The 13,073-nt window shown below is 64.1% G+C and carries 14 protein-coding genes; 6 read left to right on the top strand and 8 right to left on the bottom strand.

All coding sequences use genetic code 11. The features are described 5' to 3' along the window. Positions 1–441 (top strand): DUF2267 domain-containing protein, encoded by a 441-nt coding sequence (locus MESOP_RS12130; protein ID WP_013893627.1) that lies wholly within the window; start codon positions 1–3, stop codon positions 439–441. A 62-nt stretch (positions 442–503) separates the two neighbouring features. Here the strand turns inward: MESOP_RS12130 and MESOP_RS12125 are convergent, their stop codons facing one another. The 3 genes from MESOP_RS12125 to MESOP_RS12110 all read right to left on the bottom strand — a co-directional run bounded on the left by MESOP_RS12125 (position 504) and on the right by MESOP_RS12110 (position 1,708). Further along, positions 504–719 carry a hypothetical protein gene (locus MESOP_RS12125; RefSeq protein ID WP_013893626.1) on the bottom strand — a complete coding sequence of 72 codons (216 nt, stop codon included), beginning with the start codon at positions 717–719 and terminating at the stop codon, positions 504–506. 42 nt (positions 720–761) lie between these two features. Then, on the bottom strand, positions 762–1,001 hold the full coding sequence (locus MESOP_RS12120; protein ID WP_013893625.1) for a hypothetical protein: 240 nt from the start codon (positions 999–1,001) through the stop codon (positions 762–764). A gap of 254 nt (positions 1,002–1,255) precedes the next feature. Then, the gene (locus MESOP_RS12110) at positions 1,256–1,708 is read right to left on the bottom strand and encodes a GatB/YqeY domain-containing protein (protein WP_013893624.1); all 453 of its coding nucleotides are present in this window, start codon (positions 1,706–1,708) and stop codon (positions 1,256–1,258) included. Between the two features lie 275 nt (positions 1,709–1,983). Here MESOP_RS12110 and carA point away from each other — a divergent pair, with 275 nt between their 5' ends. After that, positions 1,984–3,189 (top strand): glutamine-hydrolyzing carbamoyl-phosphate synthase small subunit, encoded by a 1,206-nt coding sequence (carA, locus tag MESOP_RS12105; protein WP_013893623.1) that lies wholly within the window; start codon positions 1,984–1,986, stop codon positions 3,187–3,189. A 226-nt stretch (positions 3,190–3,415) separates the two neighbouring features. On the opposite strand, the gene MESOP_RS12100 is transcribed toward carA, so the two are convergent. The 3 genes from MESOP_RS12100 to ypfJ all read right to left on the bottom strand — a co-directional run bounded on the left by MESOP_RS12100 (position 3,416) and on the right by ypfJ (position 6,675). Next, on the bottom strand, positions 3,416–4,333 hold the full coding sequence (locus tag MESOP_RS12100) for an aldo/keto reductase (RefSeq protein ID WP_013893622.1): 918 nt from the start codon (positions 4,331–4,333) through the stop codon (positions 3,416–3,418). After that, positions 4,330–5,595, bottom strand: a complete 1,266-nt coding sequence (locus tag MESOP_RS12095; RefSeq protein ID WP_013893621.1) for a TCR/Tet family MFS transporter — start codon at positions 5,593–5,595, stop codon at positions 4,330–4,332. The genes MESOP_RS12100 and MESOP_RS12095 overlap by 4 nt, the downstream gene beginning before the upstream one ends. A gap of 156 nt (positions 5,596–5,751) precedes the next feature. Continuing rightward, positions 5,752–6,675 carry a KPN_02809 family neutral zinc metallopeptidase gene (gene ypfJ, locus MESOP_RS12090; RefSeq protein WP_013893620.1) on the bottom strand — a complete coding sequence of 308 codons (924 nt, stop codon included), beginning with the start codon at positions 6,673–6,675 and terminating at the stop codon, positions 5,752–5,754. Positions 6,676–6,862: 187 nt separating this feature from the next. Between ypfJ and MESOP_RS12085 the strand changes: the two genes are divergently transcribed. Next, entirely contained in the window at positions 6,863–8,953 is a 2,091-nt protein-coding gene (locus tag MESOP_RS12085) for a hypothetical protein (RefSeq protein ID WP_013893619.1), read from the top strand. 25 nt (positions 8,954–8,978) lie between these two features. Here MESOP_RS12085 and MESOP_RS12080 read toward each other — a convergent pair whose 3' ends face one another. Both MESOP_RS12080 and mntR read right to left on the bottom strand, forming a co-directional pair. Beyond that, positions 8,979–9,167 (bottom strand): hypothetical protein, encoded by a 189-nt coding sequence (locus MESOP_RS12080; RefSeq protein WP_013893618.1) that lies wholly within the window; start codon positions 9,165–9,167, stop codon positions 8,979–8,981. A 94-nt stretch (positions 9,168–9,261) separates the two neighbouring features. Next, entirely contained in the window at positions 9,262–9,711 is a 450-nt protein-coding gene (gene mntR, locus MESOP_RS12075) for a manganese-binding transcriptional regulator MntR (RefSeq protein ID WP_013893617.1), read from the bottom strand. A gap of 232 nt (positions 9,712–9,943) precedes the next feature. Here mntR and MESOP_RS12070 point away from each other — a divergent pair, with 232 nt between their 5' ends. From MESOP_RS12070 to MESOP_RS12060, 3 genes are all read left to right on the top strand, one after another. After that, positions 9,944–11,308: an Nramp family divalent metal transporter gene (locus MESOP_RS12070; protein ID WP_013893616.1), complete on the top strand. Its 1,365-nt coding sequence runs from the start codon at positions 9,944–9,946 to the stop codon at positions 11,306–11,308. 77 nt (positions 11,309–11,385) lie between these two features. Next, positions 11,386–12,240, top strand: coding sequence for a protein-L-isoaspartate O-methyltransferase family protein (locus tag MESOP_RS12065; protein WP_013893615.1), 855 nt, complete (start codon positions 11,386–11,388; stop codon positions 12,238–12,240). 111 nt (positions 12,241–12,351) lie between these two features. Further along, the gene (locus tag MESOP_RS12060; RefSeq protein ID WP_013893614.1) at positions 12,352–13,002 is read left to right on the top strand and encodes a dihydrofolate reductase family protein; all 651 of its coding nucleotides are present in this window, start codon (positions 12,352–12,354) and stop codon (positions 13,000–13,002) included. The last annotated feature ends 71 nt before the right edge of the window (positions 13,003–13,073 follow it).

Here is a 13,073-nt window from a genome sequence, read left to right as displayed (position 1 = left end):
ATGAGCGCTACCGGTTTGGATGTTTTCGACAGGACGCTGCAGACAACGAACATCTGGCTCGACGAGATCATGGAAGATCATGGGCCGGATCGGCGGATTGCCTGGCACATATTGGGTGCGGTCTTGCGGACCATAAGGGACAGGCTGCAGATCGGACTTGCGGCCAAGCTTGGGGCGGAACTGCCGCTCTTGGTGCGCGGTGCTTATTACGACCACTACCGGCCCGCAGCCGAGCCGGACAAGACGCGCTCCCTGGAAGATTTCTCGCAGCATATCGACGAGGAATTGAAATCGATCCGCCCTGTCGATCCCCAAGATGCCGCGCGCTCGGTGTTCCGGGTTCTTACCCGGCATATCGACCTTGGTCAGTCGGCCAAGGTGCGGGACGCGCTGCCGAAGGAAATCCAGGCGCTCTGGCCGGAGAGCGTCGGCGCCAAGTAGCGGCGTCACCGAATCCGGCGGCTCGCCAACCAGCCGACCCGGGACTGGCGCGCTGCCGGGCGTCAGTCCCGCAAACGGTTTGCGGCATGGTCCTGGCGCTGCTCGGTCGCGACCTGTTTGGAGTCCAGACCGCGTTCCCGGGAATGCTGTGCCTTGTCGCGATTGGAAAGGACCTGGTTTTCTTCCAGCTTGTCCTTTGGCGTTACAGTCATGGCACCTGTGCCAGACCCCTTTCCCTGTGAACCTGCTCCGATGTGCTTCTTGCTACCGCGTGCCATGGGCTGCCTCCAATTTATGCCAAGATGTTGCAGGGTTGGTGCCTAGTTGCGGTTCTTGTGATGGACGCTTTCCTGATTTTTGCCGCGAAGGATGTTGCGATCGTCGGGATCGACGAGATCAGGTGTGTCGGTCCTCATGTCCGATCCCTTGCGCAGCGCTTCACGTTCCGCTGGCGACCGTTTCAGGTCCGCCTTCGCATCGAAATCCTTGCTGGCGTTCTTGGTATTTTCCCGCTCTTCAATGATGCGCATCTGCTGATCGTGGGTTCTGCGTCCGGTCATCGCTTCCTCCGGCATGTTCGTGTTGGCGTCGCAGGCTGAGGAGATGACGCAGGGTCATCTGAGTGGTCCGTTGCGGCATCCCCAATCCGAGCCTGTCCTCATGGTGATAATGGCAAGGCGACGGGATCGTTCCGAAAGCTGCTCGCCATTTGGTGACTCGGCGGTATCCGAGTTTCAACTCCAAGACATGGGTTCGGAGGCGACCAAGTCGGGTCGGCTGAAATCGCTCCGGAGGTGGATGATGGACAGCGCCCCTACTGCAGCAGCCCCTTGACGATGCCGCTTGCCTTGCCGAAATCCATCTGGCCGGCATATTTCTGCTTCAGCGCGGCGATCACCTTGCCCATGTCCTTCTGGCTGGCGGCACCCGTGGCCGCGATCGCCTCGCGCGCCGCGGCCGCGATCGCCGCATCGTCGAGCTGCGTCGGCAGGAAGCCGCGGATAATCTCCATCTCGCCGCGCTCCTGCGCCGCCAGTTCCGGCCGCTTGCCGTCCTCGAACGCCTTGGCCGATTCCTCGCGCTGCTTCACCATCTTGGCCAGTATCTGCAGGATCTCCTCGTCGCTGGCCGGTTCCTTGCCGGCGCCGCGATTGGCGATGTCGCGATCGTGTATGGCGGCCTGGATCAGCCGCAATGTCGGCAGCCGGTGCTTGTCCTGGGCCTTCATCGCGCTCTTCAGGGATTCGGCGATTTTTCCGCGCATCATGCTTTCTCCTTCGGCCGGCGCGGACAATAACGCCGGGGACAAGCCAAGGCAAACCCTCATATCACGCGGCAAGCCTCTGATATTGCTAGATGAAATAAATCGCCGTCGCATTTCGCATGATCATTGACCGCCCTGCTCCCTTCCCCTATGTACTCAGCCTTGCATGAACTGAAGCCTGACTGCGTGGGAGCCGCGAATTCGCCGCTTCGCGCCGTTTGCCGCGCGGATGGCCCAACGGGCCGGTTGCAAGCGCGCGGCCTGATAGGAGTGCCGACATGGCCGAGATGACGCCCGCCTGGGCAATCGAAAAGCCGACCGCCTTGCTGGTGCTGGCCGACGGCACCGTCATCGAGGGTCGCGGCCTTGGCGCCACCGGCTCGGCTGTCGCCGAAGTCTGCTTCAACACGGCACTCACCGGCTACCAGGAAATCCTCACCGACCCGTCCTATGCCGGCCAGATCGTCACCTTCACCTTCCCGCATATCGGCAACATCGGCACCAACGGCGAAGACATCGAGGACCTCAACCCGGTCGCACGCGCCGGCGCCGTGGGCGCGGTGTTCAAGGCCGACGTCACCAATCCGTCCAACTACCGCGCCGCCGGTCACCTCGACCAGTGGCTGAAGAAGCGCGGCATCGTCGCGCTTTCGGGCATCGACACCCGCGCGCTGACCGCGCTGATCCGCGAAAAGGGCATGCCCAACGCCGTCATCGCGCACGCGCCCGACGGCGTCTTCGACCTCGAAGACCTGAAGCGTCGCGCCGCCGCCTGGTCGGGCCTGATCGGGCTCGACCTTGCCAAGGAAGTCACCTCTGGCCAGTCCTCGGTCTGGCGCGAGACGCCCTGGGTGTGGAACGAAGGCTTTGGCGAACAGGCCGAGCCCTCCATGCACGTCGTCGCCATCGACTACGGCGTCAAGCGCAACATATTGCGCCTGCTTTCCGGCCTCGGTGCCAAGGTCACCGTGGTTCCGGCCAGCACCGGCTCGGAAGAGATCCTGGCCATGCAGCCCGACGGCATCTTTCTCTCCAACGGCCCCGGCGATCCGGAAGCCACCGGCGGCTATGCCGTACCGGTCATCCAGGATCTGCTCAAGACCGACATTCCGGTGTTCGGCATCTGCCTCGGCCACCAGATGCTGGCGCTGGCGCTGGGCGGCAGGACCGCCAAGATGCACCAGGGCCACCACGGCGCCAATCATCCGGTCAAGGACCACACCACCGGCAAGGTCGAGATCGTCTCGATGAACCACGGCTTTGCCGTCGACGCCGACTCGCTGCCCGCCGGCGTCGAGGAGACCCATGTCTCGCTGTTCGACGGTTCGAACTGCGGCATAGCGCTGACCGGCCGCCCGGTATTCTCGGTCCAGCATCACCCCGAGGCCTCGCCCGGCCCGCAGGACTCGCACTATCTCTTCCGCCGCTTCGTCAATCTGATCCGCGAAAAGCGCGGCGAGGAATTGCTGGCCGAGCGGGCTTAAGAGGCGCCACGGCGCCCGTCATTGCCCTGCCGGGCATTTCTCCCCGTATAGTGACGGGGAGAAAGACGCCCTCGCCAAGATTTCGCCAATTATCGACGTTGCAAAAGAGGGCGGCGAGGTCACGGCGGATCTCCCTTCTCCCCGTCACTATACGGGGAGAAGGTGCCGGCAGGCGGATGAGGGGCAGCGCAAACATCTCGCAGCCTCGCTCCCCAAACACCCGATCCTAAGCCACCGGCCGGCCTTCGCTGGCTTCCAGTATGGCGAACCATTGCTGGCGGTCGAGCACGATATCGAGCGCCTTGACCATCGCGGCCAAACGTTCTGGGTTCATCGAACCGAGCACCGGCACTGGCCGGGCGGGATGGCGCAGCAGCCAGGCGATGGCGACAGCGGCGAGATCGCCGGCGCCGATCTCGGCTGCCACCGCCGCCAGCGCCGCCCGCACTCGCGCCTCGCGCGCTTCCTTGCCGGTGAACAGCGAGCCGCCACCGAGCGGCGACCAGACCATCGGCGCGTAGCCGAGACGCTGCGCGTGGTCGAGGCTGCCGTCGGTCAGCGCGGACGTCTTCAGCACCGACATCTCGATCTGGTTGGTGGCCAAGGGAAACGGCAGCCGCGATGCCAGCAGGTCGAACTGCGACGGCGTGAAATTGGACACGCCGACCGCCCTCGCCTTGCCTGATTTAACCAGCGCGGCAAGTGCCGCCGCCGTCTCGTCCGCATCCATTAGCGGATCCGGCCGGTGCAGCAGCAACAGGTCGAGATAGTCGGTGCCGAGATTGGTGAGCGAACGGTCGACCGAGGCTGTGATATGCGCGGCGCTGGTGTCGTAGTGCTTCAACCGGTTTTGCGGCCTGTTGGCGGACGCCAGCATGATGTCGCATTTCGAGATCAACTCGATCTGCTCGCGCTTGCCTTTCCAGCGCGCCAGCCCGGCGCCGAACGCTGCCTCGACCTCGTAGTGCCCATAGATGTCGGCATGGTCGAAACTGGTCAGGCCGAGATCGACGGCGCTGCCGATCAGTCTTGCGACTTGATCGGCATCCGGGCGCACGGCTCCGCCGAGAAGGCGCCAGGCACCGAAGGCCAGTCGCGACAGCGACACGTCCTTTGTCAGCGCAATGCGGTTGTCATGGCTCATACCTGTGCTCCGTCTTCGGCGACGCCGGTGGTGACATTTATACGCGTCGCCGGCCGCGCCACCTTGGTGACAAAGACGATGACCGCCAGCGTCAGGAAGCACGCACCGACCAGATAGGGCGCACCACCGAAAGTCACCGGCGCGCTTGGCCCGGTGAACCAGGAAAAGATCGCCGTATAGAGCAGCGGCGTGATGATCGAGGTGATCGAGAAGATCGAGGTCATCGCGCCCTGCAGTTCGCCCTGTGCCGACGGCGGCACCTTGGCGGCGGCGAGGCTCCGGAGCGGCGGGTCGGCGAGCGCTTCCAGGCAGCCGACGACGATCACCGCATAGACCATCCACCCCTGCGAGGCGAAGGCGTAGCCGAAGGCGCTCGCCGCCGTGAATGTCAGGCCGATGACCGCCGTCCTCCATTCGCCGAGCCTGGGGATGACGCGTGGCAGAACCGTGCCCATGATGATCGCGCCGCACAGGCCGAAGGCGCCGAGCGAGAAGCCGATCTGCTGCTCGCTCCAGCCATAGCGGTAATTGGAGACGAACGACCAGACCGCCGGGTACATCATGTGGCCGAGCGTCATCAGGAAGAAGACCAGCCCGATCCAGCCGATGCCATGATACTGGCGCATCTGCAGCAGCGTGCCGACCGGGTTGGCGCGTTTCCATTCGAAGCGGCGGCGATGCTTTTCATCCAGCGTTTCGGGCAGGAAGAACATCGCGATCAGGAAGTTCACGAAGGCAAGCCCGGCGGCGAAATAGAACGGCACCCGCGGTCCGAACGTGCCGAGCAATCCGCCCAGCACCGGCCCGATGACGAAACCGACGCCGAAGGCGATGCCCAACAGGCCGAAATTCTTCGCCCGGTTCTCATCGTTCGATATGTCGGCGATGAAAGCCGATGTCGTTGAATAGCTGGCGCCCGAAATGCCGGCCAGCACACGCCCGATGAACAGCATCGGGTAGGACCACGCGACCGCGCAGATCAGGTTGTCGATCGAGAAGGTCAGCACCGAGGCGAGCAGGATCGGCCGCCGTCCGAATCGATCGCTCAAGCCACCCATGATCGGCGCGAAGAAGAACTGCATCGCCGCATAGACGAAGAACAGCCAGCCGCCCTCGATCGCCGCGCCGCTGATGCTGACGCCGGTCAATTCCCTGAGATAGGCCGGCAGCACCGGCATGATCATGCCGAAGCCGATGATGTCGAGCAGCAGCGTGGTGAAAACGAGCGCCAGGCCCCGCCTGGCGGTTTTGGGATCGATCATGACGGGTCAAGCTCCTCTGTCCGCCCCGGGGCCTGGGCGGACGCACCTTATAGGCGAGACCGTAAAAAGGAACAATGCGGGAACAGGCAGGAATGTTTGATCCTGACATCCCCTGACGGCGTGTTCGCCGTCAGGCTACCGGCGTGAATCGAGTGCTCAGATTGCACCGCTCATCGTGTTGCAATCCGAAAGCTTGCCGCTCTTGTAGCCGCGCGCCAGCCAAGTCTGCCGCTGCTGCGAGGTGCCGTGGTTGAAGCTTTCCGGCACGACGTAGCCCTGCATCTTCTTCTGCAGCGTGTCGTCGCCGATCTGCTTGGCGGCGTTGAGCGCGCTTTCGAAATCGCCCTGCTCCAATATGCCCTTCTGCCCGGTGTAGTGCGCCCAGACACCGGCGAAGCAGTCGGCCTGCAACTCGATGCGCACCGACAGCTGGTTGGAATCGGCTTCGCTCATGCCTTGCCGCATCTGGTTGAACTTGCCCATGATGCCGGTGAGATTCTGCACATGGTGACCGACCTCATGCGCGATCACATAGGCACGAGCAAACTCGCCGGAAGCGCCGAACTGCTGGTCGAGCTGCTGGAAGAAGGTCATGTCGAGATAGACCTTGTGGTCTCCAGGACAATAGAACGGTCCGGCAGCCGCCGAGGCAAAGCCGCAGGCCGAACGCACCTGGCCGGAAAACAGCACCAGCTTCGGGTCTTCATAGGTCAACCCTTGCGACTTGAAGATGCCGGTCCAGGTATCCTCGGTCTCGGCGAGCACAGTCGCCACGAACTGCTTCATCTCGTCATTGGCAGGGGCGGTCCCGCTGTCCTGGCCGCCGCTGTTGTCGGTGATCTGGCCACCGCCGCCGGGCAGCAGCCCACCGTCGCCACCGCCCAGTATCGCTGAGGGATCGAAGCCGAAATACCATCCGGCCAGCACCACCAGGATGACGAGGAAGATGCTGCCGCCGCCGCCGGTGCGGCCGCCGATCGGCAGGCGGAACTGCCCGCCACCGCCGCCGAGCCCACCGCCGCCACCCCCGCTGCGGTCGTCCTCGATATTGTCACTCTGACGACGGCCTTTCCAGAGCATGGCAACTCCCCGTGATGTAAACGTCCTCGTTGCTCCGGTGCGGCCGGCTCAACCCACCAGACAAATATCCCAATGGTTGCGCCAAGTCACAGCATTTCTCAGCGGCCGAGGCAGCGCCCGCGTGATGGCTTCAGTGCACTGGCCGGGAACGGCGAAGGCCTGTAGCATCGCCGCAACGGAGGGGTGCGTGAGAGTGAAGACGATCGGTCGATTCCTGTCGCTGCTCGCGACCCTGCTCTGTCTTGGCATTATGGACGCCGGCGCGGTGACGCTCGATTCCAGTGTTGCCGTCACCGATCCCGCCACCTTGCAGGCGCTGGAGCGCGACGGTCTTTCGATCAGCCGCCTGCTCGGACCGGCACTCGGCCTCACCCGCGAGGTCGACAATCGCGGCCTGTTTTCGGTGCCGGCGCTGGCCACGGTGCGCGACACGGTCAAGCTTGAGATCGCCGAGGAGCCGAAGACCAGCCCCGACCCCTATGTCGCCGCCATGGCGAAATCGAAGGACACCAGCCAGAAATTCAATCCGAAATACATCGACGACGACGGCTCTACGCTCGACCTGACCGGCATCGTCAACCGCATGGACCGCGGCTATCTCGGCCACACCGAATGCGGCGAGATCAGGCTGATCTACCGCTTCCACTATTCGGTTGCGGAAAAGCCGGCCAAGGGCAAGCCAATCGGGGGGAAGACTGCGCAGCGCATTTCCTCGCGCCTGCCGTTGACCATGAGCCTGGTTTTCAACGCCAAGCCGAAGCAGGCCCAGGCGCGCGCCTCGAAGGATCTGCCCGATACCACCGATGTGTCCTGCGCCGACGTCGCCCGGCGCTGGCTGACGGCCGGGCAAAAGGACCTGCCGCCCGAACAGCTTGCCGCCTGGCTGCGCTCCGACGAAGGCCCGCTGTCGGGCGCCATGCTCAATTCCTCGCAGATCATGCGGCTCGAACTCAACATGCAGGTGCTCAGGCTGTCGGCCTCGACGCGGCGCGATTTCGGCGGTCACGCCGAGTATCTGCTGAAGATCTTCAAATGGAATCCGGCGACCTCGAGCTTCTACGAATCGAGGATGGAGAACCAGATCGACCGGACGACGGTGCTGGCCGACAAGCCGGCCTTCGCCAAATGGCTGCTCACCGACCGCAACATCTACGACCTCGACCATGGCCGGCTGGTCATCGACGAAAAATTCCTGGCCAAAAGCGCCGTTTCGGTCGCGCCTGGAGGCCTCAGCCGGTCGCAGAACAACATCGCCTATGGGCTGGTCGACGATGCCGATATCGACCAGGCACTGAAGGACTATGTGGCCAAGGGCAATACGCTCGCCACCATCAAGTCCGTGGCCGGCTTCGACTTGCGGCTGAACGAGATGAGCTGCACCGGCTGCCACCAGACGCACGGTATAGCCGGCTTCCACTACACCGGCGCCGACCCGGCCAGCGAGCCGCGCCGCAATGCCGTCTTCGTGCCTGGCTCGGCCGTCTTCTTCGCCGACCTGCCGCGCCGCCGCGCCATTGTCGAGCAGTTCGCCGCCGGCGGTCATCCGGATTTCACCAGGGGTTTCGCCGCCCGTCCCGACCAGAAATATGCCGAGGCGCTGAAAGGCACCGACCTCTACAATGGCTGGGGCTCGATCTGCTATAGCGGTAAGGACGCAAGCTTCAAGGACTGGACCTGCGGCGCCGGCCTGCGCTGCGCGGGCGTCCACGAAGGCGCCATCCACCCGGGTTTCGGCACCTGTGTCAGCGAGAAGGGCACCGCGGTCGGCGACCCGGTCGAGTTCGGCGAGATCAGGATGTCGACATGGGGCAGCGACCAGTATTGCCGTCTGTCGCCGGCCACCGCCAAGGCATGCGCCATCGACCCCGCGAAGGACAAGAAGCCGGTGGTCAAGCTCGCCGGATACGGTGCTGCGCGTCAGCGCTACGACAACCCGCAGCAGAAGACCGGCGGCTTTCCCGGCGGCATGCTGCGCAAGGCGACCTGCGACAAGCTTCCCGACGAGGCCACCTGCGGCCGGTTGGCCAAGACCGGCTTCAACGACTGCATCGCCTCGGGCAAGGATCACAAATTCTGCACCAGGGAATTCACCAAGACCGCCGGCCTGCGCGCCTGCGACAAGGCGCGTCCCTGCCGCGAGGACTATATCTGCACCGCCGGCTATGACGATCTGGCCGAAGCCAAGCCTGGCGAAGGCACCTGCATTCCGCCCTATTTCATCTTCCAGTTCCGCGTCGACGGCCATCCCAGGAGCTGGGTGCAGGATGTTCGCGAGTGAACCAACCCTGCATCGCGCAACGGACTTACCCCTTCTGCTTGGCGCCGGCGCTCTTGCCGTCCGAGCTTTTCGAACGCTCTTCGAAACGCGCCGCTCCCTTCTTCAGGGGGTGACCGATCTCGGCCTCGGTCTTGCGCTCGTCCTTCGCAGCCGCCTGCTTCAATCCGCTGGCCGCCTGCTTGCCCTTCGCCGTCGGTGCCTGTTCAATGCCCATCGCTTCCTCCCTTGGCGCGCGACATCGCGCGCTCCCAGGAGCAACGTGCATGACATCGGACGGTTCCGGCGGCTCGGGGAGCGGCTGGCGCGGCTCAGCGCGCCGTCATCGCCTTGCGGAACGCTTCCAGTGTCTCGGCGCTGACATGGTGCTCGATGCCCTCGGCATCGATGCGCGCCGTCTCCGCGCTGACGCCGAGCGAGCGCAGGAAAGCTTCCACAGTCTGGTGGCGGATGCGGCTTTCCTCGGCGACCTTGCGGCCGGCCTCTGTCAGGAACACGCCGCGATAGGGTTTTCTCGACACCAGCCCGTCGGCGCACAGCCGCGTCAGCATCTTGGCCACCGTCGGCTGGGCGACGCCGAGCCGTGCGGCGATATCGACCTGGCGCGCCTCGTTGCCGTCCTCGATCAGATCGGCGATCAGCTCGACATAATCCTCGACCAGCGCGCTGCGGCGCGCTTGGCGCTGCTGCCGGAATCCTTCCGAATGGACGTCGGCGTCAGGCAGTGGCTCGCGCGGGACCGGTCTGTTCTTCAGCGCCAATGCGCGCTCCTCCTCGGGAGTTTAGCCGTTGCTGCTTTATAGCACGGGCTCTGATTCTTCAGGGCGTTTATTTGCATTCCCGCACAGGCGCAACCGGCGTTCCCAATTGCGTCTGTCACCAGCGCTTCGGGGCATCGGATAAAAAGCACATACAATGAAATATAGCCTATTGCATAATGTTGAGCCATGGCATAGGTTATGGATATTCCCGGACGTGTCGGAAAGCCTTTCCATGTCAGAAGCAGAAGCCACAGCCTCCCGTTCCGCATGGCGGTTCGCCAGGCGCGACGAGGACGACCAGCCCAGCCTGCGCGAGGTCAATTCCTCGATCGCCGTGCCGAGTTCGGGCGTCTGGTTCCGCCGCCTGTTCGCCTTCATGGGCCCCGGCTACATGGTTTCGGTCGGCTATATGGACCCCGGCAACTGGGCCACCGACCTCGCCGGCGGCGCGCAGTTCGGCTACACGCTTCTGTTCATCATCATGCTGTCCAACCTGATGGCGATCCTGCTTCAGGCGCTGGCCGCTAGGCTCGGCATCGCCACCGGCCGCGACCTCGCCCAGGCCTGCCGCGCCTACTACCCGCGCCCGGTCAATTTCGTGCTGTGGATCGCCTGCGAGCTCGCCATTATCGCCTGCGACCTCGCCGAAGTCATCGGCACCGCGATCGCGCTGCAGCTACTGTTTGGCATTCCGCTGATCGGCGGCGCTATGCTGACGGCGCTCGACGCCTTCCTGGTGCTGCTCTTGATGAACAAGGGGTTCCGGTATCTCGAAGCCTTCGTCATTGCGCTGCTGATCATCATCTTCAGCTGCTTCGCCATCCAGATCTTCGTCGCCGCGCCTCCGGCCGGCACGATCCTGCATGCGATGTTCGTGCCGTCCTCCGAAATCGTCACCAATCCCGCGATGCTCTACATCGCCATCGGCATCATCGGCGCCACGGTGATGCCGCACAACCTCTATCTGCACTCCTCGATCGTGCAGACGCGTGCCTATGAGCGTACCGAAAAGGGCAAGCGCGACGCCATCAAATGGGCGACGACGGACTCAACCATCGCCCTGATGCTGGCGCTGTTCGTCAATGCCGCGATCCTGATCGTCTCGGCGGTCGCCTTCCACGACACCGGCCACCACGATGTCGCCGAGATCGGCCAGGCCTTCGAGTTGCTGTCGCCGCTGCTCGGCCTCGGCATCGCCTCCATCCTGTTTGCCGTGGCGCTGCTGGCGTCGGGCCTGAACTCGACGGTGACGGCGACGCTCGCCGGCCAGATCGTCATGGAAGGGTTCCTGCGCCTGCGCATCCCCAACTGGGCGCGCCGGCTTTTGACCCGCGGCCTCGCCATCATCCCGGTGGTGGTCGTCACCGCGCTCTACGGCGAAAAGGGCACCGGCCAGTTGCTGGTGTTCAGCCAGGTGATCCTGTCGATGCAGCTGCCCTTTGCGGTGGTGCCGCTGGTGCAGTTCGTTTCCGACAAGAAGAAGATGGGCAACCTTGCCATTCCGCGCGCTGTCGCGGCCCTTGCCTGGGTGGTCGCGGCGATCATCCTGGTGCTGAACTTCAAGCTGCTCTACGACACGATGTTCGGGGTCGGCTGAGGTTTCACCGGCAGTTCGAACGTTCCTGAACATGTAATCCGCGACAGATCGCCGGCCCGCGCTATCTCTGCATTGCCATGAGCAATATCGAGGATATCAGGAAATTCTACGCGCGGCTGATGGCGGCCAATGCCGCCTCGCCCGACCCGCGCCTGGAAGAGGTGTTCGCCGAGGTGCCGCGCGAAGCCTTCCTCGGCCCAGGGCCGTGGACGATCATCGCCGGCAACGGCAAGGTCACGACGCCGAGCGCCGACCCGGCGCACCTCTACCAGAACGTGCTGGTGGTGCTCGATGCCGACAAGGGCATCAACAATGGCGAGCCGTTCCTGCACGCCATGTGGATCGGGAAGCTGGCGCCGAAGCCCGGCGAGGCCGTTTCTCACATCGGCGCTGGTACCGGCTACTACACCGCCTTGCTGGCCAGGCTGGTTTCACCTGACGGCACCGTCACCGCCTTCGAACTCGACGGCAGGCTGGCCGACCTGGCACGCAAGAATCTCGAAGCCTATGGCAACGCGACCGCCGTCCATGGCGATGCCGTGACCGCGCCCTTGCCGCCATCCGATATCATCTATGTCAACGCCGGCGTCGTCGCCCCTCCGGCCGGATGGCTGGAGGCGTTGCGCCCAGGCGGCCGCATGATCTTTCCCTGGCGCCCGGCCGAGCGCGTGCCGCTGGCGGTGATGGTGACCCGTACCGAAAAGGGCCTCGCCTGCGATCCCTTCATGCGCTCCTGGTTCATCCCATGCTTCGGTGCCTCGGTTGCGGAGCTTGCCGCAAAAATTCCGACCCGCGACGAGGCGACGCGCAGCCGCTCGATCTGGCTGACCAAGGACAAGCCACCGGACCGCACGGCCACCGCGATCTTCAGCGACGTCTGGTTCTCGTCGAAAGGTCTCGATGCGGCACCGCGCGCCAGATCCCGGAAATGATGGAGGGCCGCCAGGAATTTCGCGTGCCCTGTCGGATTGGCCGCCGATCGCCCGTCCTTGGGGCTGGAGTCCGGCCACGACGGCATGGATTGGAGAAACGGGAGCATTCGAATGAGAAAGATCATCGCAGCCACCTTCGTCAGCCTCGACGGTGTCATGCAAGCGCCTGGCGGTCCGGAAGAAGATCCGGTCGGCGGCTTCAAGTTCGGCGGCTGGACCTTCCATTACTTTGACGAGGTGGGAGGCGCGGCAATGGATGAACTCTTCTCCAAGCCCTTCGCCCTGCTCCTCGGCCGCAGAACCTACGACATCTTCGCCGCGTACTGGCCGTATCAGAAGGATCCGATCGCGGACGCCTTCAACCCCGCGACCAAATATGTGGCCACGCACCGGCCTGACACCCTCACCTGGCAGAACACGCAATCGCTTGGGGAAGACATCATCGCGACGGTGCGCCGCCTCAGCCAGGAGGATGGACCTGACCTGCTCATCCAGGGATCGGCCGATCTGATCCAGACCCTGCTCGCCAACGGGCTGATCGACGAGATTCGGCTGATGATCTTCCCGCTGTTGCTGGGCAAGGGCAAGCGCCTGTTCGGCGGTGACGCGATGCCGGCCGCCTTCAAGCTTGCCAAGTCGCAGGCCACCAGCACCGGCGTCATCATCGCCACCTACGAGCGCGCGGGCGAAATTAAGGTCGGCTCGTTTGTCACGGGGGAGCCATCCGAAGCCGAGATTGAGCGGCGCAGGAATTGGAAGTAGCGGGACGGCCTTGGCACCTTTCCTCTCCCTCCGGAGGGGGGAGAGGTGGCGCCGCGAAGCGGCGACGGAGT

Source organism: Mesorhizobium opportunistum WSM2075, from assembly GCF_000176035.2.
Classification (GTDB): domain Bacteria; phylum Pseudomonadota; class Alphaproteobacteria; order Rhizobiales; family Rhizobiaceae; genus Mesorhizobium; species Mesorhizobium opportunistum.
Note: the sequence above shows the minus strand (reverse complement) of the source record. Positions and strands in the feature narration are given on the sequence as shown.

Bases quoted from the DNA above. Each gene is read 5' to 3' on its own strand.
- MESOP_RS12130 (WP_013893627.1), top strand. From the start codon at position 1: ATGAGCGCTACCGGTTTGGATGTTTTCGACAGGACGCTGCAGACAACG.
- MESOP_RS12125 (WP_013893626.1), bottom strand. From the start codon at position 719: ATGGCACGCGGTAGCAAGAAGCACATCGGAGCAGGTTCACAGGGAAAG.
- MESOP_RS12120 (WP_013893625.1), bottom strand. From the start codon at position 1,001: ATGACCGGACGCAGAACCCACGATCAGCAGATGCGCATCATTGAAGAG.
- MESOP_RS12110 (WP_013893624.1), bottom strand. From the start codon at position 1,708: ATGATGCGCGGAAAAATCGCCGAATCCCTGAAGAGCGCGATGAAGGCC.
- carA (WP_013893623.1), top strand. From the start codon at position 1,984: ATGGCCGAGATGACGCCCGCCTGGGCAATCGAAAAGCCGACCGCCTTG.
- MESOP_RS12100 (WP_013893622.1), bottom strand. From the start codon at position 4,333: ATGAGCCATGACAACCGCATTGCGCTGACAAAGGACGTGTCGCTGTCG.
- MESOP_RS12095 (WP_013893621.1), bottom strand. From the start codon at position 5,595: ATGATCGATCCCAAAACCGCCAGGCGGGGCCTGGCGCTCGTTTTCACC.
- ypfJ (WP_013893620.1), bottom strand. From the start codon at position 6,675: ATGCTCTGGAAAGGCCGTCGTCAGAGTGACAATATCGAGGACGACCGC.
- MESOP_RS12080 (WP_013893618.1), bottom strand. From the start codon at position 9,167: ATGGGCATTGAACAGGCACCGACGGCGAAGGGCAAGCAGGCGGCCAGC.
- MESOP_RS12070 (WP_013893616.1), top strand. From the start codon at position 9,944: ATGTCAGAAGCAGAAGCCACAGCCTCCCGTTCCGCATGGCGGTTCGCC.
- MESOP_RS12065 (WP_013893615.1), top strand. From the start codon at position 11,386: ATGAGCAATATCGAGGATATCAGGAAATTCTACGCGCGGCTGATGGCG.
- MESOP_RS12060 (WP_013893614.1), top strand. From the start codon at position 12,352: ATGAGAAAGATCATCGCAGCCACCTTCGTCAGCCTCGACGGTGTCATG.